This window comes from Pseudomonas brassicacearum, assembly GCF_918698105.1.
GTDB classification, from domain to species: domain Bacteria; phylum Pseudomonadota; class Gammaproteobacteria; order Pseudomonadales; family Pseudomonadaceae; genus Aquipseudomonas; species Aquipseudomonas brassicacearum_F.
Window position 1 is genome coordinate 1 of the sequence record NZ_CAKKMI010000021.1, and the last position, 24,834, is coordinate 24,834.

At 61.6% G+C, this 24,834-nt stretch carries 22 protein-coding genes; 7 read left to right on the forward strand and 15 right to left on the reverse strand.

Translation table 11 applies throughout. From position 1 onward, the window contains the following. Positions 1-104: 104 nt before the first annotated feature. From creC to LQ215_RS10660, 3 genes are all read right to left on the reverse strand, one after another. On the reverse strand, positions 105-1,523 hold the full coding sequence (gene creC / locus LQ215_RS10650) for a two-component system sensor histidine kinase CreC (RefSeq protein ID WP_230149548.1): 1,419 nt from the start codon (positions 1,521-1,523) through the stop codon (positions 105-107). Continuing rightward, positions 1,523-2,203, reverse strand: coding sequence for a two-component system response regulator CreB (gene creB / locus LQ215_RS10655; protein ID WP_230149550.1), 681 nt, complete (start codon positions 2,201-2,203; stop codon positions 1,523-1,525). The genes creC and creB overlap by 1 nt, the downstream gene beginning before the upstream one ends. A 69-nt stretch (positions 2,204-2,272) precedes the next feature. After that, the gene (locus LQ215_RS10660; RefSeq protein ID WP_014340569.1) at positions 2,273-2,779 is read right to left on the reverse strand and encodes an ATP-dependent zinc protease family protein; all 507 of its coding nucleotides are present in this window, start codon (positions 2,777-2,779) and stop codon (positions 2,273-2,275) included. Between the two features lie 296 nt (positions 2,780-3,075). On the opposite strand from LQ215_RS10660, the gene LQ215_RS10665 reads away from it, so the two are divergent. Next, positions 3,076-3,969, forward strand: coding sequence for an acyltransferase (locus LQ215_RS10665; RefSeq protein WP_230149552.1), 894 nt, complete (start codon positions 3,076-3,078; stop codon positions 3,967-3,969). 170 nt (positions 3,970-4,139) lie between these two features. Continuing rightward, positions 4,140-4,481 (forward strand): DUF3757 domain-containing protein, encoded by a 342-nt coding sequence (locus tag LQ215_RS10670; RefSeq protein ID WP_230149553.1) that lies wholly within the window; start codon positions 4,140-4,142, stop codon positions 4,479-4,481. A gap of 40 nt (positions 4,482-4,521) precedes the next feature. Here the strand turns inward: LQ215_RS10670 and LQ215_RS10675 are convergent, their stop codons facing one another. Continuing rightward, entirely contained in the window at positions 4,522-5,100 is a 579-nt protein-coding gene (locus LQ215_RS10675) for a DUF2780 domain-containing protein (protein WP_230149555.1), read from the reverse strand. A gap of 299 nt (positions 5,101-5,399) precedes the next feature. On the opposite strand from LQ215_RS10675, the gene LQ215_RS10680 reads away from it, so the two are divergent. From LQ215_RS10680 to LQ215_RS10690, 3 genes are all read left to right on the forward strand, one after another. Further along, positions 5,400-5,819, forward strand: coding sequence for a DUF3757 domain-containing protein (locus tag LQ215_RS10680; protein WP_230149556.1), 420 nt, complete (start codon positions 5,400-5,402; stop codon positions 5,817-5,819). A gap of 105 nt (positions 5,820-5,924) precedes the next feature. Next, on the forward strand, positions 5,925-6,497 hold the full coding sequence (locus LQ215_RS10685; RefSeq protein WP_230149558.1) for a hypothetical protein: 573 nt from the start codon (positions 5,925-5,927) through the stop codon (positions 6,495-6,497). 371 nt (positions 6,498-6,868) lie between these two features. Next, on the forward strand, positions 6,869-7,081 hold the full coding sequence (locus LQ215_RS10690) for a cold-shock protein (RefSeq protein WP_028237470.1): 213 nt from the start codon (positions 6,869-6,871) through the stop codon (positions 7,079-7,081). 103 nt (positions 7,082-7,184) lie between these two features. Here LQ215_RS10690 and fdhA read toward each other — a convergent pair whose 3' ends face one another. The 8 genes from fdhA to LQ215_RS10730 all read right to left on the reverse strand — a co-directional run bounded on the left by fdhA (position 7,185) and on the right by LQ215_RS10730 (position 17,280). After that, positions 7,185-8,384: a formaldehyde dehydrogenase, glutathione-independent gene (gene fdhA / locus LQ215_RS10695; RefSeq protein WP_003177608.1), complete on the reverse strand. Its 1,200-nt coding sequence runs from the start codon at positions 8,382-8,384 to the stop codon at positions 7,185-7,187. Positions 8,385-8,566: 182 nt separating this feature from the next. After that, the gene (gene purU / locus LQ215_RS10700) at positions 8,567-9,424 is read right to left on the reverse strand and encodes a formyltetrahydrofolate deformylase (RefSeq protein WP_230149560.1); all 858 of its coding nucleotides are present in this window, start codon (positions 9,422-9,424) and stop codon (positions 8,567-8,569) included. A 167-nt stretch (positions 9,425-9,591) separates the two neighbouring features. Beyond that, positions 9,592-10,224, reverse strand: a complete 633-nt coding sequence (locus LQ215_RS10705; RefSeq protein WP_230149562.1) for a sarcosine oxidase subunit gamma — start codon at positions 10,222-10,224, stop codon at positions 9,592-9,594. Positions 10,225-10,384: 160 nt separating this feature from the next. Further along, positions 10,385-13,402, reverse strand: a complete 3,018-nt coding sequence (locus tag LQ215_RS10710) for a sarcosine oxidase subunit alpha (RefSeq protein WP_230149564.1) — start codon at positions 13,400-13,402, stop codon at positions 10,385-10,387. Continuing rightward, positions 13,399-13,728, reverse strand: coding sequence for a sarcosine oxidase subunit delta (locus LQ215_RS10715; protein WP_003206305.1), 330 nt, complete (start codon positions 13,726-13,728; stop codon positions 13,399-13,401). Before LQ215_RS10715 ends, LQ215_RS10710 begins: the two co-directional genes overlap by 4 nt. 14 nt (positions 13,729-13,742) lie before the next feature. Further along, entirely contained in the window at positions 13,743-14,993 is a 1,251-nt protein-coding gene (locus tag LQ215_RS10720) for a sarcosine oxidase subunit beta (RefSeq protein ID WP_003206307.1), read from the reverse strand. Positions 14,994-15,014: 21 nt separating this feature from the next. Next, the gene (gene glyA / locus LQ215_RS10725) at positions 15,015-16,268 is read right to left on the reverse strand and encodes a serine hydroxymethyltransferase (protein WP_230149566.1); all 1,254 of its coding nucleotides are present in this window, start codon (positions 16,266-16,268) and stop codon (positions 15,015-15,017) included. A 307-nt stretch (positions 16,269-16,575) separates the two neighbouring features. After that, positions 16,576-17,280, reverse strand: a complete 705-nt coding sequence (locus LQ215_RS10730) for a TraX family protein (RefSeq protein ID WP_230149568.1) — start codon at positions 17,278-17,280, stop codon at positions 16,576-16,578. 235 nt (positions 17,281-17,515) lie between these two features. Between LQ215_RS10730 and LQ215_RS10735 the strand changes: the two genes are divergently transcribed. Further along, a complete protein-coding gene (locus LQ215_RS10735; protein WP_003206313.1) occupies positions 17,516-18,556 on the forward strand; it encodes a threonine aldolase family protein in 1,041 nt (346 codons plus the stop codon). Positions 18,557-18,788: 232 nt separating this feature from the next. Here LQ215_RS10735 and gbcB read toward each other — a convergent pair whose 3' ends face one another. Further along, entirely contained in the window at positions 18,789-19,889 is a 1,101-nt protein-coding gene (gene gbcB / locus LQ215_RS10740; RefSeq protein WP_230149570.1) for a glycine-betaine demethylase subunit GbcB, read from the reverse strand. Between the two features lie 284 nt (positions 19,890-20,173). Here gbcB and gbcA point away from each other — a divergent pair, with 284 nt between their 5' ends. Continuing rightward, a complete protein-coding gene (gene gbcA / locus LQ215_RS10745) occupies positions 20,174-21,466 on the forward strand; it encodes a glycine-betaine demethylase subunit GbcA (protein ID WP_230149572.1) in 1,293 nt (430 codons plus the stop codon). A gap of 107 nt (positions 21,467-21,573) precedes the next feature. On the opposite strand, the gene LQ215_RS10750 is transcribed toward gbcA, so the two are convergent. Both LQ215_RS10750 and LQ215_RS10755 read right to left on the reverse strand, forming a co-directional pair. Further along, positions 21,574-22,818, reverse strand: coding sequence for a metallophosphoesterase family protein (locus tag LQ215_RS10750; protein WP_230149574.1), 1,245 nt, complete (start codon positions 22,816-22,818; stop codon positions 21,574-21,576). Positions 22,819-22,845: 27 nt separating this feature from the next. Next, complete coding sequence (locus tag LQ215_RS10755; protein ID WP_230149576.1) at positions 22,846-24,714, reverse strand: hypothetical protein; 1,869 nt, start codon at positions 24,712-24,714, stop codon at positions 22,846-22,848. Between the last annotated feature and the right edge of the window lie 120 nt (positions 24,715-24,834).

Consider the following 24,834-nt stretch of genomic DNA (forward strand, 5'->3'; position numbering starts at 1 on the left):
CGATAGCGGGCTGTCAGGCAACATAAATGCAAGCTGATCCACCGCTATCGCGAGCAAGCTCGCTCCCACAAGGGTTAGTGTTTAGTCAGATAGCAGATGCGGTTTCAGGGCAACCGCAAAACCACCTCCACCCCACCCTCGACATTGCCGATACTGAATTGCCCGCCATGCAACTGCACCACCTCCTCGACAAAGTTGAGCCCCAGCCCGGTGCTCTTGCGACCGCTGTCCGGGCGCGGCAACGAGTAGAAGCGCTCGCTCAGGCGTGGCAGCGCGTAGTCGGGAATCGGCGCGGCCTGATTGAACAGGCGGATCTCGACGCGGTTCCCGTTGCGCTCGGCACTGACACGTAGCCGACCATTGACGGGGGTAAAGTCCAGGGCGTTTTCCAGCAGATTGCCCAAGGCCTGGCGCAACAGGAACGGCTCACCGGTCAGCGTCAGGTCGGCGGCGATGTGCTGTTCAATCGTCAACTGGCGACTTTCAATCCAGCCACCGCGCGCTTCCAGCAGCTCATCCATCAACGCCGCCAGCGGCACCGCGACCTCTTCCTCCAGCCCCTGGCGCTGCTCGATCTGGGCCAGGTTGAGCAAGCGTTCGATCAACTGCTGCATGCGCACACTTTCGTTGTCGATGTTGCTGACAAAGCGCTGATGCTGGGCGGCGGGCATGTCACTTTGCAGCAGTTCGGCGGCGCCGCGAATCGCCGCCAGCGGGCTCTTGAGTTCATGGGTCAGCGTATGCACGTAACGCTCGACGTAAGCCTTGCCTTCCAGTTGCGTGCGCATGTGTTCCACGGCGCCCGCCAATTGCTCGAACTCGCCGCCGCGATAATGCGGCACCTCCACCCGCTGCCCCTGGCTGACCGCCTGGGCGTAAGTCGTCAAACGCCGCAATGCCGCGCTCAGCCACCAGGACAGCAAGCCGCCCAGCAACAGGCCCAGGCCGATCAACCCGGCGCCATAGGCCAACAGCCGCCGCTCGGTGCGATCGACATAAGGCTGCAATGAGCTGTTGGGCTTGGCGACGGTCACGACCCCGATGATGCGGCCGTTGTCGCGGATCGGCGCGCCGACATGCATCACCGAAGACGTCGGGTCATCCGGAACGCTGCGGCTCGAACGAGCGCCGTAGTGGCCGCGCAGGGTCAGGTAGACGTCGTTCCAGCGCGAATAATCCTGGCCCACCGCCACGCCACTGGAGTCGAGCACCACGATGCCCTTGGCATCGGTGACATAGATGCGATGGCTGACCTGGTTTTTCGGCAAGCCCCAGATCGTCGCCGCCGGCTGGCGCTCGCCGTAGGCCTTGAGCAACTGCGGCCAGCGATTCTGGTTGAGGGTGCCGGCCTTGAAATCGTCCCGCAGGATCTCGGCCATCAGGTTGGCCGTGTCCACCAGGGTTTCTTCGGTGGACTGGCGCACGCCAGGGCGAATTTCCTCCATGACCGTGTTGAGCACGAAATAGCCGGTCAGGGCGATAAACAGTACATACACCAGGAAAATCCGGATCCCCAGCGACATCAGCTGTGCCCCGGACTGTAGCTGTAGCCCAGGCCCCGATGCGTCTGGATCGGTTCGGCCTCGGCCCGGACCAGGCGCAGCTTGGCGCGTACGCTCTTGATGTGGCTGTCGATGCTGCGCTCGTAGCCGGCATCGCTGGCCACGCCCAGGGCATCGAGCAATTGTTCGCGACTGAAGACCCGTTCAGGTTGCTCCAGCAGGCAATTGAGCAGGCGGAACTCGTGGCGGGTGAGGTTCAGCGGTTTGCCGCGATAGTTGATCTGCACACGCTCGATATCGACCTGAAACAGCGCCGTGCTCGATTCCGCCGCCGGACGCGGCGCCACACGCTTGAGAATCGCCCGGACCCTGGCCGCCACCTCGCGGGGGCTGAAGGGTTTGACCACGTAATCGTCGGCACCGATCTCCAGGCCCACCACCCGGTCGATCTCGCCATCCCGGGCTGTAAGAAAGATGACCGGAACGTCGCTGAAACGTCTGAGATTTTTACAAGTCTCGAATCCGCTGATATCCGGCAACCCCACATCGAGGATGATCAGGTCCGCCGGGGTACTTTTCTGATGCTCGAGAGCCGCCGCGCCAAGGCTCAGCCACGTGGTGTCGAACCCCTCCCCTTGCAGGGCAAACACCAACGTATCGGCGATGGCGGCTTCGTCTTCGACAATCAGGATATGAGGCATGGCTTGCGGGCCCGGCAGTAAAGTTGCCGGAACGGTGCCGCAAGCCTCGGGGTGAGTCAATCAGGGAAATCAGCAGTCCGGCTTATCGGCCGTAAACCGCCGCGCCGGGTTCACCGCCGCCCCGAACTCACGCAGCGCCTTGGCGCCAATCAGCAGCGGGTAATTGAAACTGCTGCGGTCCGTCAGGTTGACCTCGACCGTGCGCTTGACGTTACCCAGGCACAACTCCAGATCGACCACCGGGCGCTTGGTGGGCGCGATCTTTTCATCGTCGTCCTCATCTTCCTCGGAGCGGGTCTTGATCTTGCTGATGCGCGCGATCTTGTGTTCGTAGACCTTGTTGCTCGCATCCTTGGTCGCCAGGCGGAACCGTACCCAATCATCACCGTCGCGGGTGAAGGTTTCGATGTCCTTGGCCGACAGCGAGGCAGTCAGGGCGCCGGTGTCCATCTTGGCCTTGAGCACCTCACCGCCGATTTCCGGCAGCGCGATGTATTCGTAGCGCCCGTACAGGGTCGGCTCGGCGGCCAGCACTGGAAGGGCCACCAGGGAAAGCAGGGCGAGAACTGATTTCATGTAGTTAGGGCTTCCATCGTGGGAGTGGGGTTTTAGACCGTGGTCAACGAATTCGTTCGGTTAAACATCCCTGTGGCGAGGGAGCTTGCTCCCGCTCGGCTGCGCAGCAGTCGTAAATCGGTCTGGCCATCGCCGCCAATCGGGGGCCGCTTCGCAGCCCAGCGGGAGCAAGCTCCCTCGCCACAAAAGCCCATCCAGTTTAGCCAAGTTCAAGTGAAACTTTCGTCCACACCGATTTGGCCTGCCGCCCGAAGCTTGCTTATCATGGCCCGCCCACCTGTTTGCAAGAGTCATCTATGCGCCGCCTGCTCACCGGCTGTTTCGTCACGCTGCTGTTATTGCTCAACACCCTGGTGCTGTTCGGACCGCTGATGGTGTTCGCCGTGCTCAAACTGGTCCTGCCCGGGCGCTGTCGCGACTATGCCTCGTGGGCGGTGATGTGGATCGCCGAGACTTGGGCCGAGATCGACAAGCTGATCTTTGCCCTGTGCATCCCCACCCGCTGGGACATTCGCGGCGGTGCCGACCTTCGCCGCGATACGTCCTACCTGGTGATCAGCAATCACCAATCCTGGGTAGACATCCCCGCTCTGGTCCAGACCCTCAACCGGCGTACGCCGTTCTTCAAGTTCTTCCTCAAGAAAGAGCTGATCTGGGTGCCGTTCCTGGGGTTGGCCTGGTGGGCGCTGGACTACCCGTTCATGAAGCGCTACACCAAGGCTTTCCTGGCGAAGAACCCGGAACTGGCCGGCAAGGACCTGGAAATCACCAAGGCCGCCTGCGAGCTGTTCAAGCGCCAGCCGGTCACCGTGGTCAACTACCTCGAAGGCACCCGTTTCACCGCCGCCAAAAGCCAACAACAGCAATCGCCCTTCACCCACCTGCTCAAGCCCAAGGCCGGGGGCGTGGCGTTCGTGCTGGCGGCCATGGGCAAACAGCTGGATGCGGTGCTGGACGTGACAGTGGTGTACCCGCAGGAACGCATCCCCGGTTTTTGGGATTTGATCAGCGGCGCGGTGCCCAGGGTCATCATCGACATCCAGACCCGCGAGCTGGACCCCGTGTTGTGGCAAGGCGACTACGAAAACGACCCGGTGTTTCGCCAGCACGTGCAGGACTGGGTCAACCAGCTCTGGACCGAAAAGGACCGACGCATCGCGGCCCTGCGCAGCGAGGGAAGTGCTGCCTGACCGTTCTGACAGGTAACACCACGGATGAATACCCTAAAGCGCGAGGTTCGCTTTTTTCGACCTGACCTCTTTTAATTCCAAATCGACATAAAAAACTGTCAACCCTGACAGTAGCCCTGGCCAGGCACAGCCGCAAACATGTCGCCGACACAAAATATGGAGGCAGGCCAATGGGAAACTTCATGACAGGCGGCTCTGGAATACTCTTGCTGATAATCGGTCATGTCCACGCCGCAGAAGTCACTCACCCGAGTGCGGCACCCAGCCATGGCAATAATGAAACGGTAGAGATTCAGGATGATCGCGAATGGCAGCAACCGCGCCTCACACAGGCCGCCAACCCAGCGGTGGAGCAATTCAACGAGGCCGAGTTCGCGATCCATGAATCCGACGAAGAGGAACAAGCATCAAGCAGGGTAACCCTCACCTGCAAAGTGGGTGGCATCCATCTCACGCTGCATTACCTTCAGGCCCAAGCGCCAACACCCGACTGCTTCAGCTTGAGCTTTTAAGGGCTTCGTGGCGGATTTTCGATGTCGCCACCTTTATCTATCAGACACCTGCACCCGCGCCCCAAATACCACCCAGGTCCTGCAGCAGCGAACCGGCAACACCCTGTTGGCCGAGGTACTGCAGAATGATCGGGGCAAACTGGCCGATCATGCCGCTGTCCATGCCCAGCGCGCTGAAGGCAGTGTTCAGGTCGTTAGTGTCCTTGACGTTACCCAGCAGCCCGTCGAGCAGCGCATTCTTGTCCGACCCGCCCCCGAGCAAACCGCCCAGGCCATTGAGCCCACCGATGGCGCTGTTTCCGGCGATCTGATCCAGGCCCGGCACACTGTTGCTCAACTCGGAAAACTGCGGCTCGCTGAGGCGGTTCTTCGCCAGCCCCAGCATCGCACCGACGCCGCCAATGGCCTGTTCCGGCGTGATCTTGAGTTCCGAGCCCAGGGTGTTGAGCAGCCCGGCGGCTTTCGGCGCGGCGGCCACGGCGCCCTCGCCCTGCTCGCCTTGGTTGCCCTGCATCGCCGACACCACACTGGCTGCGTCACTGAGGCTGAACTGCGCGAAGGCCGGGCTGGCAGCCACCGCCACCAGGCAAGACAGAGCAAAACCGCGTGAAACTTTCATCCGGGACGTCCTCTAGACCATGAAAAAGCCGCTCATGAAGAGCGGCGTAAAACGTGCGTTGGACCGGTGTGGACGGAAATTGTTCCTAAATGTATTACTATGGCTGGCCGATAGCCATTACAGCAAAATCGTCCAAAGCCGTCAGGAGCATCTGATTCAATGAAAACCGCACTTTTATATAACTAAAAGTTACCAAACATCCATATACAGTTCTAAATTGACATAAATAACCGCCAACATTGACAGTAACCGCCCGACCAAAGCCGTGAATCGTCGATCTGAGCCCTGGAGCCTGGCCCATGAAAAAAATACTGGCTGGAGGTACGGCGTTGCTTTTGCTGTTCATCGGCCAAGCCCATGCCGGCGAAATAATCTGCCCCGCCGTCACTGACATCCATAGAAACATTGAATCAGTCGAAGATGTTTTCTTCGTCGAAGCACAGGACGAACACGAATGGGAGAGCGAAAACCTTGTGGACGTGGTCAACCCGACCTCGTTGCAATTCGAAGGCGCCGAGTACGTTGTCCATGAAGCCAGGGAGGACAAACAGACAGCTACGAAGGCGACCATTACGTGCCGGTACGGGGACATAAATCTGAATCTGGAGTATCAGCAGATTCTGGAACCTGCCTTTTCCGGGTGGGTGAATAATCACTGCAAAAGCCCGGACATCAGAATGTGCAGGCTAATGGACGAAGACTACTTCAACCATCTCTGATCGGAAATGGCAACCACGTCACTGTTCCTGCACAGCGTCTCAAGGCGCCCTGCCATCGCCTGCAGCGTTACCGTACAGTGCGCCCTTCTCCAGCAGAGTTTGCCTATGAACGTAAAAATCGGCGGTGCAACACTCGCCGTCATCCTGGCGGGCATGCTCATTGCCCTGGGCGTCAACGAGTGCCAGCGTGGCCCGTTGAATCCGGAACTGGCCGACGGCACCAGCGAAGAACAAAAGACCTGGCTGACCATCGAACACCGCATCAAGCGCTCCGACCCGACCCTCACCGAGGTCACCCGCGACCAGCAAACGCTGACCGTGCGCTACCGTCCAAACGCTGCCGCGGATGACAGCAATGCCTGGGTTGCGGACCTGCTGCGGGTTGTCGGCCATGGTCTGGCTGCGCTCAATGGCGCGCCCGGGGGCAAGCAGTACACACAAGTGACGGTCAAGGCGCGCCTGCTCGCCGACGATGACGTGGAACTGGTCTACGACATGCCGGGCTTCGACGCCATCAAGACCCAACAGGGCGGCTACGAAACCTTTGCCGGCATGCCCCGCAGCCTGCGTTTCAGCGCCGACGCCCTGGCCCAGGCGCAAGCCTATTGCCAAGGCCCAAGCGCCAAAGGTTTCCATCCTGAATTCTGCGAACGGGTCGAGACCGCAACTGCCCCGTAGGAGCTGGCGAAGGCTCGGGCCGCGTTCGGACGATCTTTTGATCTTTCGCCTGAGACTCAAGTGTCTGGGGAAAGAGCGCAGCCTCGTTTCACTCGGCAGCTCCTACGGACGATTCCGTTGCGAGGTGGCTGCGATGTGCTGGACGTGATCGGTCGACGGTACAGGCACAAGCCGGGCATGACCGCTGCGGCAGTCATCCAACTATCAACGCACAATCCGTTATTTCTTCTCGGTATTGCCTACTGTCAACTCTGACAGTAGGCAACTTTGGGTGCCGACTCTAAGCTCCAGCCGAGACAGCGAAAAACAAGGCTCTGGGCAAACCACAGTCCCTGTGCCTTTCTTCATTCGGGCAAGCAGGAAGAATAAAAATGAACGACCGAATCAAAGGAACCGTTAAATGGTTTAACGATGCAAAGGGCTATGGCTTCATTACTTGCGGCAAAGGAGGCGAGGAATTGTTCGTTCATTATTCGGCAATAGCTGGCGAAGGTTATAAAACGTTGAAACAGCGGCAGACCGTCTCGTTTGAAGTCGAAAAGGGAGACCAAGGCATGCAGGCCGCGAAAGTGACGCCGGAATAATGATCGGTCAGGGCTATCACTATCAGCGCCAGGATGAGGTTTTCAAACCAATAAAAAAGGGCGACATCACTGTCGCCCTTTTTTCCGTCTTGCCCTTTACCGCTTACGCCGCACTGAACAACTTATGCGGGTCAATCACAAACTTCTTCGGCACGCCCGCATCGAACTCGCCATAACCCTTCGGCGCGTCATCCAGGCTGATCACCTGCACGCCAACGATTTCAGCAATGTTGATACGGTCCCACATGATCGCCTGCATCAGTTGGCGGTTGTACTTCATCACCGGGGTCTGGCCGGTGTGGAAGCTGTGGGATTTAGCCCAGCCCAAGCCGAAGCGAATGCTCAGGCTGCCCATTTTCGCCGCCGCATCGACAGCGCCCGGGTCTTCGGTGACGTAGAGGCCAGGGATACCGATCTTGCCGGCTACACGGACCACGCCCATCAGCGAGTTGAGTACGGTGGCCGGGGCTTCGTGCTTGACGCCGTCATGGCCGTGGCCGCGGGCTTCGAAGCCGACGCAGTCGACGGCGCAATCCACCTCTGGCTCGCCCAACAGTGCGGCGATTTGCTCGTGCAGCGGGGTGTCGGTGGACAGGTCGACAATTTCGAAGCCTTGAGCCTTGGCGTGGGCCAGGCGGATGGAGTTGACGTCGCCTATGATCACCACCGCCGCGCCCAGCAGACGAGCGGAAGCGGCAGCCGCCAGGCCAACCGGGCCGGCACCGGCGATGTAGACGGTGCTGCCAGGGCCAACACCGGCGGTGACGGCGCCGTGGTAGCCGGTCGGCAGGATGTCGGACAGGCAGGTCAGGTCACGGATTTTCTCCATGGCCTTGTCGCGGTCCGGCAGTTTCAACAGGTTGAAGTCGGCGTACGGCACCAGCACGTATTCGGCTTGGCCGCCGGTCCAGTCGCCCATGTCCACATAACCGTAGGCACCGCCGGCACGGGCCGGGTTGACGGTCAGGCAGACGCCAGTGTGTTGCTCTTTGCAGGAACGGCAGCGCCCGCAAGCCACGTTGAACGGCACCGACACCAGGTCACCGATTTTCAGGTTCTCGACGTCGCTGCCCTTTTCGATCACTTCACCGGTGATCTCGTGACCCAGGACCAGGCCGGTCTGGGCAGTGGTACGGCCGCGCACCATGTGCTGGTCGGAGCCGCAAATGTTGGTGGAGACCACGCGCAGGATGACACCGTGCTCAATCTTCCTGCCGCGCGGGTCCTGCATTTTTGGATAGTCGATTTTCTGTACTTCGACCTTGCCGTTGCCGAGATACACGACACCACGATTACCAGACATGCTTTCACCTCGCTGTTGTTTTTGTGGAACTGCGTTGCCCAGGCAGGCAGCGCGTTGATTGCTCGGGTAGTGCTTGTGTCTTTTGTTTCTTTCGTTGTCTGTAAGGGCCTCATCGCGAGCAAGCTCGCTCCCACAGTTGATCGCGTACTCCCTGTGGGAGCGAGCTTGCTCGCGATGTCGGTCTAAAGAACGACAGTGCGATTGGCGTTCAAGAACACTCTTCGCTCGATGTGATACCCCACCGCCCGGGCCAAGGTGAGCCCTTCGATGTCCCGGCCCTTGGCGATCAGGTCTTCGGGATAGTGGCTGTGGTCCACCACTTCCACGCCCTGGGCGATGATCGGACCTTCGTCCAGGTCGTTGTTGATGTAGTGCGCCGTGGCGCCCACCAGCTTCACGCCTTTGTTGTAGGCCTGGTGATACGGCTTGGCGCCCTTGAAACCCGGCAGCAGCGAGTGGTGGATGTTGATCGCCTTGCCGTCGAGCTTGCGGCACAGCTCCGGCGACAGCACTTGCATGTAGCGGGCAAGGATCACCAGCTCGGCGCCGGTGTCTTCGATCACCTGCCACACCTGCCGCTCCTGGGAAGGCTTGTCGTTCGGGTCCAGGGGGAAATGGTAGTAGGGAATCTGGTGCCAGTCGGCCAGCGGCTTGAGGTCGGGGTGGTTGGACACCACGGCCACCACGTCCATGGACAACTGGCCGATGCGCTGGCGGTAGAGCAAATCGTTGAGGCAGTGATCGGCCTTGGAGACCATGATCACCACTTTGGGCCGGTAGTTGGGCGGCGTCAGTTCGAACACCATGCCAAAGGCTTCGGCACGCTCGGCCAGGCCGTTGCGAAAACTCTGCTCGTCAAAACCGTCGGGTTGGCGAAACTCCACGCGAATGAAGAAGCGCCCAGAGAGCCGGTCGTCGAAGGAGTGGTGCTCGGTGACGTAGCAGCCCTGCTCGAACAGAAAGCGGGTCACCGCGTCCACCGTGCCGAGCACGCTGGGGCAGTCGGCAGTCAAGATCCATGTGTCTGGGGCGCGGCTCATTGCGGTGACTCCTGTTCAAAATTAACTGGGCGACATAGAACCCTGTGGCGAGGAAGCTTGCTCCCGCTCGGTTGCGCAGCAACCGCCAAAAGCGAGGGCCGCTGCGCAGCCCAGCGGGAGCAAGCTCCCTCGCCACAAAGGCCGGGCTCGGCTTTGGGCCTTATGTGTCAGCCCTGCACGCTCAACCCATACTCCGCCGCGGCATCCTGCAACCACAGCCACCAGTAATCGGAGAAGCTGCGGCGGATCACCAGTTCCCAGGTGTCTTCGGCGGTGTGGCGGATCACCAGTTGCGACTTGGCGAACACCGTGCCCACGGCCTTGCCCACCGGGAAGTTGCTTGGGTGAACGTCATAGCTGGTGGATTTCATCAGCACGTCGCGCACGTTCGGGCCGGACAGTTCGAGGATCTGCTGGCCGCCGCTGACGTTGACGATCTGGATGTGCAGGTCGCCCAGGGCTTCGCGCAGTTTCTGTTCGGCGGCGAACTCTTCACCCGTGGGCACTACCAGCAGCCACTCGTCCGGGCCAAGCCATTGCAGGCTGGTTTCACCCTTGACGATGACGGTCAGCGCACCTGGCAATTCCAGGCCCAGGGCCTTGTGCACACCGGCGGCGAACGCCGGGTCGTGGCCGTCGCCACGAATAGTCAGGTGGCCCAGGAGTTTTTTCTCGCGCACGGTCACACCGGCGTTCTTGCGGCCCTTGCCCACCAGGCTGGCGAGGTCGGCATGGTGCAGCGACGACTCGGCCTTGGCCCCGGTGGTTGGGCGTTGTTGGTACACGTTGACTGCGGTCATATGGAGCACCTGTCTTGAATGCTTGCTCGACCTGCCGGTGCGTGGCGCTGTGGGAGCAAGGCTTGCCCGCGATGAACGATAACTCGGTCTGACGGCTACCGTGTTGCCTGCATCGCGAGCTAGCTTTGCTCCCACACGCCCCCACCACAGGGCTTGAATGTTAGATGTTCTGCCGATCCCCCTTCGGATCGAAGAACACCGAAGAAACGATCTCTGCCTCGATCACGCTGCCGTCGGCCAATGGCGCGAACACCCGCTCGCCCATCCGCTTGAGGCCGCCCCTGACCACACCCATGGCAAATGAATAACCCAGGGAGTTGTGGGCATAGCTGGAGGTCACGTGGCCGACCATGGTCATCGGGATCGCCTGCTTGGTGTTGAACACCAGTTGCGCGCCTTCCGGCAGCCAGACATTCGGGTCGATCGGCTTGAGGCCCACCAGTTGCTTGCGGTCTTCACGCACGCAATCTTCGCGATTCATGCCGCGCCAGCCGATCCACGAGAACGGCTTGGTCCGGCCTACGCACCAACCCATGTTCAGGTCGTCCGGCGTCATCGAGCTGTCCGTGTCCTGACCGACGATGATGAAGCCCTTCTCGGCCCGCAACACGTGCATGGTCTCGGTGCCATACGGAGTCAGGTTGTACTGCTTGCCGGCCTCGACGATCTGCTCGAGCACGCCCATGGCGTAGTCGGCCTGCACGTTGATTTCGTACGACAGTTCACCGGTGAACGAGATCCGGAACACCCGCGCCGGCACGCCGCCCACCAGGCCTTCCTTCCAGGTCATGAACGGGAACGCGTCCTTGTCCAGGTCGATGTCGGTGACGTGGCTCAGCAGCTTGCGGCTGTTGGGGCCCGACAGGGTCATCGTCGCCCAGTGGTCGGTGACCGAAGTGAAGTACACCTTCAGGTCCGGCCATTCGGTCTGGTGATAGATTTCCAGCCATTGCAGCACGCGCGCCGCGCCGCCTGTGGTGGTGGTCATCAGGAAGTGGTTGTCCGCCAGACAGGCTGTCACGCCGTCGTCGAAGACCATGCCGTCTTCCTTGCACATCAGGCCGTAGCGGGCCTTGCCCACGTCGAGCTTGGTCCAGGCGTTGGTGTAGACGCGGTTGAGGAATTCACGGGCGTCCGGGCCCTGGATGTCGATCTTGCCCAGGGTCGAGGCGTCCAGCAGGCCGACGCTGTCGCGCACGGCCTTGCATTCGCGCTTGACCGCGGCATGCAGGTCTTCGCCGTTCTTCGGGAAGTACCAAGGGCGCTTCCACTGGCCGACGTCTTCGAACTCGGCACCGTTCTTCACATGCCAGGCATGCAGTGCGGTGTAACGCACCGGCTCGAAGATGTGCCCGCAGTGCCGGCCAGCCACCGCGCCGAAGGTCACCGGCGTGTAGTTCGGACGGAACATGGTGGTGCCCATCTGCGGGATGCTCACGTTCAGCGAGCGGGCCGCGATGGCCAGGCCGTTGACGTTACCCAGCTTGCCCTGGTCGGTACCGAAGCCCAGTGCGGTGTAGCGCTTGACGTGTTCCACCGACTCGAAGCCTTCGCGGGTGGCGAGTTCGATGGCGGCGGCGGTGACGTCGTTCTGCAGGTCGACGAACTGCTTCGGCGCCCGTGCGGTGGATTTTTCGTGGGGCACCTGGAACAGCGCCAGGGTTGGCTCTTCATGACGGCTCAAGGCTTTGGGCAACACGCCCTCCACCGCTTTGAAGCCGGCTTCGCTGGCCGCGCGCACGCCGCCCTCGAAGCCATCAGCCAAGCTATCGCCAAGGCTGTAGACGCCATTCACGCCGCCGACACACACGCGCTTCTGCGGTGCTTCGCCCGGTACGAAACCGAGGATGTCTTCACGCCAGATCGGCTTGCCGCCCAGGTGCGAAGCCAGGTGAACCACCGGGCTGTAGCCGCCGGAACTGGCCACCAGGTCGCAGTCCAGCCATTCGCCGGGGCTGGTGACTTTGTGAGCACGCACGTCGATCGCGGCCACACGTGCCCCGGTGACGCGCTTGCTGCCACGGGCCTCGATCACGGCGCTGCCGGTGAGGATACGAATGCCCTTGGCACGGGCTTCTTCCACCAGCGCACCACGTGGGTTGCTGCGGGCATCGGCGACGGCCACCACTTGCAGGCCGGCGTCGAACCAGTCCAGGGCCACGCGGTAGGCGTGGTCGTTATTGGTGCTCAGCACCAGCTTCTTGCCCGGTGCCACGCCGTAGCGACGCACGTAGGTGGACACCGCGCCGGCCAGCATGTTGCCCGGCACGTCGTTGTTGCCATAGACCAGCGGGCGCTCGCAGGCGCCGGTCGCCAGGACCACGCGCTTGGCGCGGACGCGGTTGATGCGCTGGCGCACCTGGCCGATCGGCGCACGATCACCGAGGTGGTCGGTGAGGCGCTCGTGGATGGTCAGGAAATTATGGTCGTGGTAACCGTTCACCGTGGCGCGAGGCAGCAGCACCACTTCGGGCATCGAGCGCAGTTCAGCCACCGCCGCAGCGACCCATTCGATCGCTGGCTTGCCGTCCAGGCTCTCGCGGGAGTCGAGCAAGCTGCCGCCGAACTCTTCCTGCTCATCGGCCAGGATGACACGCGCACCGCTGCGGGCCGCGGCCAACGCGGCGGCCAGGCCAGCAGGGCCAGCGCCGACAATCAGCACGTCGCAGTGACGGTTCATGTAGTCGTAGGTGTCCGGATCGTTCTCGGTCGGCGAGCGGCCAAGACCGGCAGCCTTACGAATGTACTTCTCGTAGGTCATCCAGAACGATTGCGGGTACATGAAGGTTTTATAGTAGAAGCCCGGCGGCATCAGCTTGCCGCCGACCTTGCCGAGAATGCCCATCATGTCGTTGTTCACGTTCGGCCAGCCGTTGGTGCTGGTGGCGACCAGACCCTGGTACAGCGCCTGTTGCGTGGCGCGCACGTTAGGGATCTGCGTGGCTTCGGTGGCACCGATCTGCAGCACGGCGTTCGGCTCTTCGGCGCCGGCGGCGTAGATGCCGCGAGGCCGGGAATACTTGAAGCTGCGGCCAATGATGTCGACACCGTTGGCCAGCAGCGCAGCGGCCAGGGAGTCGCCCTCGAAGCCTTTGTAGGTCTGGCCGTTGAAGGTGAAGCTCAGCACTTTGTTGCGGTCGATCCGTCCGCCGTTGGACAGGCGATTGATCTGGCTCATACCTTCTCTCCCAGAGCCTGTGCAGCCGCTTTCGGACTGTCAGCCTTGTCGGTGAACTGCGGCTTTTGGCCGATCTTGTAGGTTTCGAGAATCTCGTAGGTCACGGTGTCGCGGGTCACGTTGAAGTACTGGCGGCAACCGGCGACGTGGTCCCACAGTTCATGGTGCAACCCGCGTGGGTTGTCACGGAAGAACATGTAGTCGCCCCACTGTTCGTCGGTGCAGGCGTTCGGATCCAGCGGACGCGGGATATGCGCCTGGCCGGATGCATGGAATTCCTCTTCGGAGCGCAGTTCGCCGCAGTGAGGACAGAAGATGTGCAACATAGGGATTTCTCCTGTTAGTGGGCGACGGCAGCAGCGCCGTGTTCGTCGATCAGTGCGCCGTTGTGGAAACGGTCGATGGAAAACGGCGCGGCCAGCGGATGCATTTCACCCTTGGCCAGGCTTGCAGCGAAGACGTTGCCCGAGCCAGGTGTTGCCTTGAAGCCGCCAGTGCCCCAACCGCAGTTGAAGAACATGTTCGGCACCGGGGTCTTGGAGATGATCGGGCAGGCGTCCGGCGTGGTATCGACGATGCCGCCCCACTGACGGTTCATGCGCACCCGCGAGAGCACCGGGAACATTTCGACGATGGCCTGGATGGTGTGCTCGATCACCGGGTACGAACCACGCTGGCCGTAGCCGTTGTAGCCGTCGATACCGGCACCGATCACCAGGTCGCCCTTGTCGGACTGGCTGATGTAGCCGTGCACGGCGTTGGACATGATCACGCTGTCGATGATTGGCTTGATCGGCTCCGACACCAACGCTTGCAGCGGGTGCGATTCGATCGGCAGGCGGAAGCCCGCGAGCTTGGCCATGTGCCCGGAGTTACCGGCCGTCACCACGCCGACACGCTTGGCGCCGATGAAGCCCTTGTTGGTTTCCACGCCGATGCACACGCCGTTTTCCTTGCGGAAACCGATCACTTCGGTCTGCTGGATCAGGTCCACGCCCAACGCGTCCGCCGCCCGGGCAAAGCCCCAGGCCACGGCATCGTGACGGGCCACGCCGCCACGACGCTGGACGGTGGCGCCCATCACCGGGTAGCGGGTGTTTTTCGAGCAATCCAGGTACGGGATCTCGTCGGCCACTTGCTTGGCGTTGAGCAGCTCGCCGTCCACGCCGTTGAGGCGGTTGGCGCTGACCCGACGCTCGGAGTCACGGATGTCCTGCAGGGTGTGGCACAGGTTGTAGACACCACGCTGGGAGAACATCACGTTGTAGTTCAGGTCCTGGGACAGGCCTTCCCACAGCTTCATGGCGTGTTCGTACAGGTGGGCCGATTCGTCCCACAGGTAGTTGGAGCGCACGATGGTGGTGTTGCGCGCGGTGTTACCGCCGCCCAGCCAGCCCTTCTCGACCACGGCCACGTTGGTGATGCCGTGTTCCTTGGCCAGGTAGTAGGCGGTCGCCAGGCCATGCCCGCCACCGCCGACGATGACCACGTCATAGACCTTTTTCGGGGTCGGCGTGCGCCACATCCGCTGCCAGTTTTCGTGATGGCTGAGAGAGTGCTTGAAGAGGCCGAAGCCCGAATAGCGTTGCATAGTCATTACTCCAAAACCGACTCAGCGATAAACCGGGAAGTCCGCGCACAGGGCCGCCACTTGCTGCGCGACATTGGCCTCGACATCGGCATCGCCGAGGTTGTCGAGAATGTCGCAGATCCAGCCGGCCAGCGTGACGCACTGGGTCACCTTGAAACCGCGCGTGGTCACCGCCGGGGTGCCGATGCGCAGGCCCGAGGTCACGAACGGCGATTGCGGATCGTTCGGCACGGCGTTCTTGTTGACGGTGATGTGGGCGCGGCCCAGGGCGGCATCGGCGTCCTTGCCAGTCAGACCCTGACGGATCAGGCTGACCAGGAACAGGTGGTTATCGGTACCACCGGACACTACATCGTAGCCGCGCTTGATGAACACGCCAGCCATGGCCTGGGCGTTGTCGATCACTTGCTGCTGGTAAGCCTTGAAGCCTGGCTCTGCCGCTTCCTTGAAGCACACTGCCTTGCCGGCGATCACGTGCATCAGCGGGCCACCCTGGGCGCCGGGGAATACGGCAGCGTTGAGCTTCTTCTCGATCTCTTCGTTGGCCTTGGCCAGGATCAGGCCGCCACGAGGACCGCGCAGGGTCTTGTGGGTGGTGGTGGTGACCACATCGGCGTAAGGCAGTGGATTAGGGTACAGGCCGGCGGCAACCAGGCCGGCAACGTGGGCCATGTCGACGAACAGCAGGGCACCGATCTTGTCAGCGATCTGGCGGAAACGTGGGAAATCCAGGGTCTTGGAGTAAGCGGAGAAACCGGCAACGATCATTTTCGGCTTGTGCTCGACCGCCAGGCGCTCGACTTCGTCGTAGTCGATCAGGCCGGTGGTGGTGTCGATGCCGTATTGCACCGCGTTGTAGAGCTTGCCCGAGGACGACACCTTGGCACCGTGGGTCAGGTGACCGCCGTGGGCCAGGCTCATGCCCAGGATGGTGTCGCCGGCCTGCAGCAGGGCCAGGTACACGGCGCTGTTGGCCGACGAACCGGAGTGCGGCTGGACGTTGGCGTAATCGGCGCCGAACAACTGCTTGGCACGCTCGATGGCCAGGGCTTCGACTTTGTCGACATGCTCGCAGCCACCGTAGTAGCGCTTGCCCGGATAGCCTTCGGCGTACTTGTTGGTCAGGCCGCTGCCCTGGGCCTCCATCACGCGCTTGCTGGTGTAGTTTTCTGACGCGATCAGTTCGATGTGATCTTCCTGGCGTTGCTCTTCGGCGTTCATTGCCGCCAGCAGTGCATCATCGTAGCCTTTGATTTGGTCTTGCTTGCTGAACATCGCGTCTCTCCCAGCGGCGGCGGTGCGCCTTTCGTCTCGGTGAGGCACGGACCATTCGGTCGTGCCCTTTGGATGCGATGGTATGGCTGGCGCAGGCATGTCAAATGCCTATGGACGCCACGCAAAGGTGCGTTTACGACATGCGCTCAAATGGAGCCGGACACCAACCCCTGTGGCGAGGGAGCTTGCTCCCGCTGGAGGGCGAAGCCCTCCCAAAAACCGACGTTGATCTGCCTGATAAATCAAGGCGTCTGGTCTTGGGACTACTTCGTAGCCCAGCGGGAGCAAGCTCCCTCGCCACAAAGGGCTATGCGACGATCTGGCGAACCGCGAGCAACAGCAGAAAATGCGCGGGATACAGTGCGTAGGCCCAACGCCGCATCGCCGGTGGATGAAAACGACCCGTGTGTCGCAAAAGCACCCGCCCAAGCCATGGCGCGATCAGGCAGGTCACCAATCCCCAAAGCGCCACCCCATCCCCCAGCCACGCCGCGCCATACAACACCCGCCATTGGTTGGCCGCCACGCACACCAACCCCGGCAATAATGCGAAATACCAGGGCCGACGAAACACCAGCAGCATCGCCAGCGGCAACAGTACGCCGAAGAACCCGAACATCAGCCGCGACGAAAACAGCGCCGCCAGCAGCAGCGCCCCCGCGGCCAGGCTGCGCGCCTCCAGGGACGATGCCTGCCAACCGCGCGCCACCAGCAAGCCCAGGACCAGGGTCGGCATTACATTCAAAGTCGCCGGGGCAGGAAAGAACAGTCGATAGGCTATTTCGCTCACGGCGCTGAACAACAGCAACCAACCCAGGTAGCGCCAGGGCGTTGCCCCGTCACCGTTGCGCGCCAGGTTCGCCGCCATCGCCAGGCAGAACCACGGGAACGCCAACCGCCCCGGCACATAGAGCCAATCGACGGAAAAACCGACATATCGCAGATGATCGAGGACCATCGACAAAAGAGCCAACCACTTGAGCAGGTCCAGGGCCCCGTCACGCTGGCTCATGTATAAAGCCGCGCAACAATATTGATACTTTCCGACAGAAACATCCGGTGTGTTCCCCCGCTAATCTTGGGTAAAGTGCGCACCAACATAGATCACGGCGTTGCGCACTCAAGCGTGCAGAACCATGATCGACCACGGCGCTGTGGACCCAAACACGCCGTACCAGGGAACGCCCCACCCGGGCATTCCGCCAGGGATCTCTTTACCCAGGACTCTCTATTCAAGGAGCAAGGCCATGACCGACAAGAGTCAACAGTTTGCCAGCGACAACTATTCCGGCATTTGCCCCGAAGCCTGGGCGGCCATGGAAGAAGCCAACCAGGGTCACCAGCGCGCCTACGGCGACGACGAGTGGACCCACCGCGCGGCGGACGATTTCCGGGCCTTGTTCGAAACCGACTGCGAAGTGTTCTTCGCGTTCAACGGCACCGCGGCCAACTCTTTGGCGCTGTCGTCGCTGTGCCAGAGTTACCACAGCGTGATCTGCTCGGAAACCGCCCACGTCGAAACCGACGAATGCGGCGCACCGGAGTTCTTCTCCAACGGCTCCAAGCTGCTGGTGGCACGCACCGAAAACGGCAAGCTGACCCCCGAGTCGATCCGTGAGATCGCCCTCAAGCGCCAGGACATCCACTACCCCAAGCCCCGGGTCGTGACCCTGACCCAGGCCACGGAAGTCGGCAGCGTCTACACACCGGAAGAAATCCGCGCCATCAGCGTCACCTGCAAGGAACTGGGGCTGAACCTGCACATGGACGGCGCGCGTTTCTCCAACGCCTGCGCCTTCCTCGGCTGCTCCCCGGCCGACCTGACCTGGAAGGCCGGCGTGGACGTGCTGTGCTTCGGCGGCACGAAAAACGGCATGGCGGTGGGTGAAGCCATCCTGTTCTTCAACCATGACCTGGCCGAAGACTTCGACTATCGCTGCAAACAGGCCGGGCAACTGGCCTCGAAGATGCGCTTCCTCTCCGCGCCCTGGGTCGGCCTGCTGCAAAACCAGGCCTGGCTCAAGCACGCCCGCCACGCCAACCACTGCGCCCAATTGCTGGCAGAGCTGGTCAGCGACATCCCCGGCGTGGAACTGATGTTCCCGGTCCAGGCCAACGGCGTGTTCCTGCAACTCTCGGAACCGGCCATCGCCGCGCTGACCGCCAAGGGCTGGCGTTTCTATACCTTCATTGGCAAAGGCGGCGCACGCTTCATGTGCTCGTGGGATACCGAAGAAGCGCGGGTGCGGGAATTGGCGGCGGATATTAGGGAAGTGATGGCGGGCTAGGAAAGCCACACTCAAGCGGCCGGGCCACCTGTGGCGAGGGGATTTATCCCCGCTGGGCTGCGAAGCAGCCCCAAAAGCAGCCAACTCGGCCTGCCTGAAACACCGCGTTTGCAGGTTTTAGGGCGGCTTCGCAGCCCAACGGGGATAAATCCCCTCGCCACAGGTAAATCCCTCAAGACACAAGTAAATCCCTCCAGGCACAGAGGGATTTACACCTGCCTGAACGAGCGAATCAAAACTCGATCCGCACATCCCCCTTCGGCACGCTGCAGCACGACAGGATGTAGCCCTCGGCCTCGTCGTCCTCGGTGATCCCGCCGTTATGCTCCATTTCCACTTCCCCGCCCAGCTTCAGCACCTTGCAGGTGCCGCAGATGCCCATGCCGCAGGCCTTGGGGATCATCATGCCGAGCTTGGCGGCGGCGGCGTGTACGGTTTCGCCCGGCCCCACGCGGATGCTCTTGCCAGAAGCCGTGAACTCCACCAGGTGCAGGTCCGCCGCATCGACTTCCGGCGCGTCGGCGGCCTGTTCGGCCTGCTCCACTGCGTCGGCGCGGGCTTCCGGTGGCGTGGCGCCGAAGGATTCCTCGTGATAGCGGCTCATGTCGAAGCCACTGGCCTCCAGCAAGCGCTTGACCGCGTTCATATACGGCGTCGGGCCGCAGCAGAACACTTCACGCTCCAGGAAGTCCGGCGCCATCAGCTCGAGCATCTTGTGGTTCAGGTAGCCGCGATAACCGGCCCAAGGCTCGCCCAGGCCATGTTTTTCACAAATCAGGTGCAAGTTGAAGTTGTCGATCCGCGACGCCATGTGTTCCAGCTCGCGGTGGTAAATGATGTCCTTGGGCGAACGGGCGCTGTGGATAAACACCATGTCGACGTTGGCGTTGGTGTCGTAATACCAGCGCGCCATGGACATGACCGGGGTAATCCCGACGCCGCCGCTGAGGTAGAGCACCTTGGGGCTGGAAAAATCGATGGCGTTGAACAACCCCACCGGCCCGTGCACCGCCAGCTCCTGGCCTTCATGCAGGGTGTCGTGCAGCCAGTTGGAAACTTTGCCCCCCGGCACGCGCTTGATGGTCACCGAGAAACTGTAGGGCACCGACGGCGAGCTGGAGATGGTGTAGGAGCGCATGACCGGCTGGCCTTCTATTTCCAGCTCAAGGGTGACGAACTGCCCTGGCTTGAAAAAGAACATGATCGGCTGGTCGGCCATGAAGCAGAAGGTGCGCACATCCCAGGTTTCCTGGATGACTTTGACGCAACGTACGATATGTCGGCCATTGGCCCAGGTCTGGGTCGTGACCGGGTTCAGGAAGTTATTGGACATGCTGATCTCCACGGCCGACTGCCGGCCTTCATGATGGCGATTGTGCGCAGGCGCCTGGGTGACCATTTACCTATCTGCGACATTCACATACTTATCGCGACCAGCCCCCAACTACCGGGGCTTGCGCGTCGGGAACAGATTGGGCCATGTCGCCCATGGATAAGGTTCGGCCCCTGCGCGGCCCCACACTCGCCCCAACAGATAAACAAAGTTTTCTGCCTTGCGTAGCACAACCGATTAGTCATTTTCACCGGCTCCGCTTAGAGGGCCACGAGGATAAAACGATGGACACCACTACCCTGAGCCTGGGCGATCCGCTGGAACCCGCACGCAAGGCCACCGCGCAAATGCTGCAAGAGCGCGAGCGCACCTTCTCGTTGCCGCAACCGTTCTACAGCGACGAGCGCCTGTTTGATATCGATATGCAGGAAATCTTCCAGAAGGAATGGCTGATCGCCGGCATGACCTGCGAAATTCCGACCAAGGGCAACTACCTGACCCTGCAGGTTGGCAAGAACCCGATCATCGTGATTCGCGGCGCCGAGGGCGTGGTGCATGCGTTCCACAACGTCTGCCGTCACCGCGGTTCGCGGCTGTGCACCAGCGAAAAGGGCAAGGTCGCCAAATTGGTCTGCCACTACCACCAGTGGACCTACGAGCTGGACGGGCGCCTGCTGTTCGCCGGCACCGAGATGGGCGCCGACTTCGACATGAAGCAATACGGCCTCAAGCCCGTGAACGTGAAGACCGCCGGTGGCTACATCTTCATCAGCCTGGCCGAGAACCCGCCGGCCATCGATGACTTCCTGTCGACCCTGAACCACTACATGGAACCCTACGACATGGAAAACACCAAGGTGGCGGTGCAAACCACCTTGATGGAAAAAGCCAACTGGAAACTGGTGCTGGAAAACAACCGTGAGTGCTACCACTGCGGCGGCGCGCACCCGGAGCTGCTCAAGACCCTGCTGGAGTGGGACGACGTCACCGACCCACGCGCCGACCAGGCCTTCAAGGACCATGTGGCCGCCTCCGCCGCCGCCTGGGACGCCGAAAAGATCCCTTACGCCCACGCCAGCTTCGGCCTGCGTAACCGTATCGTGCGCATGCCGCTGCTCAAGGGCACCGTGTCGATGACCATGGACGGCAAGCAAGGCTGCGCCAAGCTGATGGGCCGCATCAAGAACCCGGACCTGGGCTCGATGCGCATCCTGCACCTGCCGCATTCGTGGAACCACTGCATGGGCGACCACATCATCGTGTTCACCGTGTGGCCGATCAGCGCCCAGGAAACCATGGTCACCACCAAGTGGCTGGTGCACAAGGACGCGGTCGAAGGCGTGGACTACGACGTCGCGCGCATGCGCCAGGTCTGGGACGCCACCAACGACCAGGACCGTCGCCTGGCCGAAGAAAACCAGCGCGGCATCAACTCCACCGCCTACCAGCCAGGCCCGTACTCCAAGACCTATGAGTTCGGCGTGGTGAACTTCGTGGATTGGTACAGCGAGCGCATGCTCAACAACCTGGGAGCCGAACCGGCGCCTTACCTCAAGGGCGTTCCGGTCCAGGGCTGACAGCAAAAGCATCGCGAGCAGGCTCGCTCCCACAAGGGATCTTTGGCGCACCGAAGATCAAATGTGGGAGCGAGCCTGCTCGCGATAGCGGCCTCACATTCACCCGATTACTGTGAAGACCACCGCACCGACCCATCCTCCCCATAAAACGTCTCGACAATCTCCTCCCCCTTCAGCCGCACCTTCACATACCCATTCAACACCCGCTGCGGATACACCTCGTCACCCGCCAACTCGGTTTCCGACCACAGCACCCGGGCATGCCCGTTCAATTCGCTGGTGGTGCCGTAGGGAATCGCCCCATGCCCGGCGCAGCGCGCATGCAATCCGCCTTGCGGTGCATAGCAGATACCGTTGTGCAAATGCCCCCAATACCAATAATCCGGCTCGCGGCCCAAGGCATCGCACACCGGTTGGTAAAGCGCGGTCTTGTTGTGCCCGGAAATATCAAAACCCTGGTGATGACTGAGCACCATGAGTTTCTTGCGTTTGGGCAGGGTTTTCATCCACTCGATCTGCTGGGTATTGAGGGTGCCGTCCATGTACAGGTTCATCGCGTCCGAGGCGTAGGCGCTGTCGAGGCCGACCACCAGCCAGTCGTCGTTGTACAAGGCAAAGTAGCTGGTGCCTTGCTGCACCGGGAAACGCTTGGACAGCTCCTTGAAATAACCGTGGGCGCCGCTGTACATCTCGTGGTTGGAATTGAGGGTGAACGAGCCGTGTTTGCCCTGGGGCCAGCCGACCATGTCGACGTCTTCCTGGGAATGGGTGCCGGCGTAATACACGTCGCCCAGATGGATGGTGAAATCGGCCAGGGCCAGTTGCATCTGGTTGGCCACCGCCACGGCCGGGGCGTGGCTGTCGAACGGCCCGGTGCCCCAGTCGCCGGCGATGGCCAGCACCACGTCGTTGTCCATTTTCACCAGCGCCGGGTTGGTGCCGAACGGCGCGTGATGGCGCAGGTTTTCGATCCACTTGAGCAGCGCCTCGCTCCATAGCAGGTCCAGCAGTTCCCATTTGCGGCAGCCGAGCAAGGTGCCGTCCTTGAGCACCCGGGTCGGCAACTCGTCCTCGCTTTGCGGCAAGGGCGTGGCGTTGCCGATCTTCAGGATCGACAAGCCGTGGGACAACTCCCAGGGTACGGCCGGTTCGTCGTCCGGCAGCTCGCCATGCTCAATGACATGCCGGGCCTGGTCGTGGCCTCGCTGCAGCAGCTTGACGATGGCTTGGAATTCCTCGGGCTCCAAGTCGTTGACCAGTTTTTTCCAGGACATCTCCAGCCGCGTGACCAACCCGTGCAGGCGGACCTTGACCTTGTCGAACTCATGTTCCCAATGGTGCAGTAAAGACATGTGAACGCTCCTTCGTTATGCCCTGGGCTACAGGGTCTTCATGAATTCGATCAGGGCCCGTTTGTCGAGGTCCGACAGCTGCGTGCCATACAGGTGGCCGCCGTTGTGGTTGCCTTCCAGGCGGGTGTCATATTTGAAATCGGCCGACGCCTTCATCTGCGCGCCACTGGTGACGAAGCCGACTTTCTGCGGGTCGTAGATGTCGGAGCCGGTGTAGAACACCTGCGGACGTTGCTCCGGCGGTTGCAGCAAATCCCACAGGGTTGGCACCGAACCGTTATGCAGGTACGGCGCGCGCAGCCAGATGCCGTCGGTGGGCGTGTTGCTGTAGCTCTGGGTCTTGCGATAGGCGTTGAAGTCGAATGGCGGTTTCTTGAAGCTGTGGAACGCCGTCACCAGGCCGGTGGTGAAGGAATTCAGGCGATGGGGATCAGTGCCCAACTGGTCGATGTTGGTGGTGACCTGGCCGGTGTCGCTGCGGCCAAAATCGTGGCAACCGGCGCAGTTTTTCTCCCAGATCGGTTTGCCTTGGGCGACTTTCGCCTGATCCAGGGCGAACGGCCAGGCCGGTGCCTTGTGGCCCAGCAGCCAGTTGGTCACGCGGTTGAAACTCGGCGGCAGCACCGATTGCGGCGTCGCGCCCACGGCCATGGCCGCTGCATAGTTGCGCTCGTGGATCTTGTTGTTATTGCCGTCCCAATGCAGGTACATGGACTCGCGCGGTTTCTGGTTCCAGACCTGCGGCAGATCCACGGTGCCGATGGTGGAGTCATCCGGGAAGCCGAATACCACCATTTTGGTCGGGTTGAAGGTGTCGGTCCGCCCTGGCCCCTGGGCTGGACGCAGTTTCTGCCAGGCGTACGCCTGCTTCTGCTTGAGCAGCGCACTCTTGGCCATCGGGATGATCAGGTAACGGTTGTACAGCTTCTCGAAAAAGCCCAGTTGGAACTTGCTGTTGATCGCCGCCATGACAGCATCCGGGGTGAATTTCGGGTCGCTGGCACACTCGTAGGCGAACCACTGGAAGGCTTGCAGTTGCAGGGTATTGGCCGGTGCGGTGGCGACCGGAACCGCTACGTCAGTGGCGTTGGCCCGGTAGGAGCCGGTGTGGCACAGGGCGCAGTTGGGTTCCACCGTGGGGTAACCGAGCTGCCGCTTGGCCATGCCGATGGGCAGGTCGTTGCCGTTTTCATAGAGAAAACCGAACACCTCGTAGCCGCCCGGCTTGGGCAGTTTTTCCGGGCACATCTGCGGCAGCACGGCGAAAAGGTAGTAGGGAATCCGCGCCTCGATGCCCAGGCCGATGGCAGCGTATTTGTAATGGTCCTCATCGGAGGCGAAGTCCGCTTGCGGCACTTCGCGGATCATCTGGTACCAGGTCTGGTAGCCGATGAAACCCAGCAGCAATACCACCACCAATGTGCCGACCTTGAAACCGTGGCGCTGCCAGCGCTGCGCCCAGCCGGCGCGCCATTCCCGCCAGCCGGCGCAGAGCAAGGCCAACGGACGATTGGCCGGCGGACAGCCGAGGTACAGCAGCACGCCCAGGACCAGGAACATGCCCAGGTCGCCCATCAACATCGGCACGAACAGCTGGCCCTGGTTGTTGGTGTTGATCAGGTAGATCCAGAACACCACCGCCACCAGCCGCGACAGCACGCACAACCACGAATGCACGACGAAACGCGGCGCGTTGAACCCCGAAGGCATGTAGAACAGGCTGATCCCCACCAGCAACATGCCGGCGTTTTCCAGCCAGGGATCGGACAATACGGGTGGCAGGCCGAGCATGGACGTCAGCAACGCCGGCGCGAACAGCGCCGGGATCGCGAAGACCATGTTCATGACAATCCCGACCCAGATGATGCGTTGGAACCAGCGGATACAAGTGTTCATGGCATCCTTTTCCTTAATTCCTGACTCACCACAAAACCCACGTGGCGAGGGAGCTTGCTCCCGCTGGGCTGCGTAGCGGCCCCCAAGACTTCAAAACCGACGACTGCTTCGCAGCCGAGC

Excerpts from the sequence above, each read along its gene's own strand:
- creC (WP_230149548.1), bottom strand. The coding sequence starts at position 1,523 with ATGTCGCTGGGGATCCGGATTTTCCTGGTGTATGTACTGTTTATCGCC.
- creB (WP_230149550.1), bottom strand. The coding sequence starts at position 2,203 with ATGCCTCATATCCTGATTGTCGAAGACGAAGCCGCCATCGCCGATACG.
- LQ215_RS10660 (WP_014340569.1), bottom strand. The coding sequence starts at position 2,779 with ATGAAATCAGTTCTCGCCCTGCTTTCCCTGGTGGCCCTTCCAGTGCTG.
- LQ215_RS10665 (WP_230149552.1), top strand. The coding sequence starts at position 3,076 with ATGCGCCGCCTGCTCACCGGCTGTTTCGTCACGCTGCTGTTATTGCTC.
- LQ215_RS10670 (WP_230149553.1), top strand. The coding sequence starts at position 4,140 with ATGGGAAACTTCATGACAGGCGGCTCTGGAATACTCTTGCTGATAATC.
- LQ215_RS10675 (WP_230149555.1), bottom strand. The coding sequence starts at position 5,100 with ATGAAAGTTTCACGCGGTTTTGCTCTGTCTTGCCTGGTGGCGGTGGCT.
- LQ215_RS10680 (WP_230149556.1), top strand. The coding sequence starts at position 5,400 with ATGAAAAAAATACTGGCTGGAGGTACGGCGTTGCTTTTGCTGTTCATC.
- LQ215_RS10685 (WP_230149558.1), top strand. The coding sequence starts at position 5,925 with ATGAACGTAAAAATCGGCGGTGCAACACTCGCCGTCATCCTGGCGGGC.
- LQ215_RS10690 (WP_028237470.1), top strand. The coding sequence starts at position 6,869 with ATGAACGACCGAATCAAAGGAACCGTTAAATGGTTTAACGATGCAAAG.
- fdhA (WP_003177608.1), bottom strand. The coding sequence starts at position 8,384 with ATGTCTGGTAATCGTGGTGTCGTGTATCTCGGCAACGGCAAGGTCGAA.
- purU (WP_230149560.1), bottom strand. The coding sequence starts at position 9,424 with ATGAGCCGCGCCCCAGACACATGGATCTTGACTGCCGACTGCCCCAGC.
- LQ215_RS10705 (WP_230149562.1), bottom strand. The coding sequence starts at position 10,224 with ATGACCGCAGTCAACGTGTACCAACAACGCCCAACCACCGGGGCCAAG.
- LQ215_RS10710 (WP_230149564.1), bottom strand. The coding sequence starts at position 13,402 with ATGAGCCAGATCAATCGCCTGTCCAACGGCGGACGGATCGACCGCAAC.
- LQ215_RS10715 (WP_003206305.1), bottom strand. The coding sequence starts at position 13,728 with ATGTTGCACATCTTCTGTCCTCACTGCGGCGAACTGCGCTCCGAAGAG.
- LQ215_RS10720 (WP_003206307.1), bottom strand. The coding sequence starts at position 14,993 with ATGCAACGCTATTCGGGCTTCGGCCTCTTCAAGCACTCTCTCAGCCAT.
- glyA (WP_230149566.1), bottom strand. The coding sequence starts at position 16,268 with ATGTTCAGCAAGCAAGACCAAATCAAAGGCTACGATGATGCACTGCTG.
- LQ215_RS10730 (WP_230149568.1), bottom strand. The coding sequence starts at position 17,280 with ATGAGCCAGCGTGACGGGGCCCTGGACCTGCTCAAGTGGTTGGCTCTT.
- LQ215_RS10735 (WP_003206313.1), top strand. The coding sequence starts at position 17,516 with ATGACCGACAAGAGTCAACAGTTTGCCAGCGACAACTATTCCGGCATT.
- gbcB (WP_230149570.1), bottom strand. The coding sequence starts at position 19,889 with ATGTCCAATAACTTCCTGAACCCGGTCACGACCCAGACCTGGGCCAAT.
- gbcA (WP_230149572.1), top strand. The coding sequence starts at position 20,174 with ATGGACACCACTACCCTGAGCCTGGGCGATCCGCTGGAACCCGCACGC.
- LQ215_RS10750 (WP_230149574.1), bottom strand. The coding sequence starts at position 22,818 with ATGTCTTTACTGCACCATTGGGAACATGAGTTCGACAAGGTCAAGGTC.
- LQ215_RS10755 (WP_230149576.1), bottom strand. The coding sequence starts at position 24,714 with ATGAACACTTGTATCCGCTGGTTCCAACGCATCATCTGGGTCGGGATT.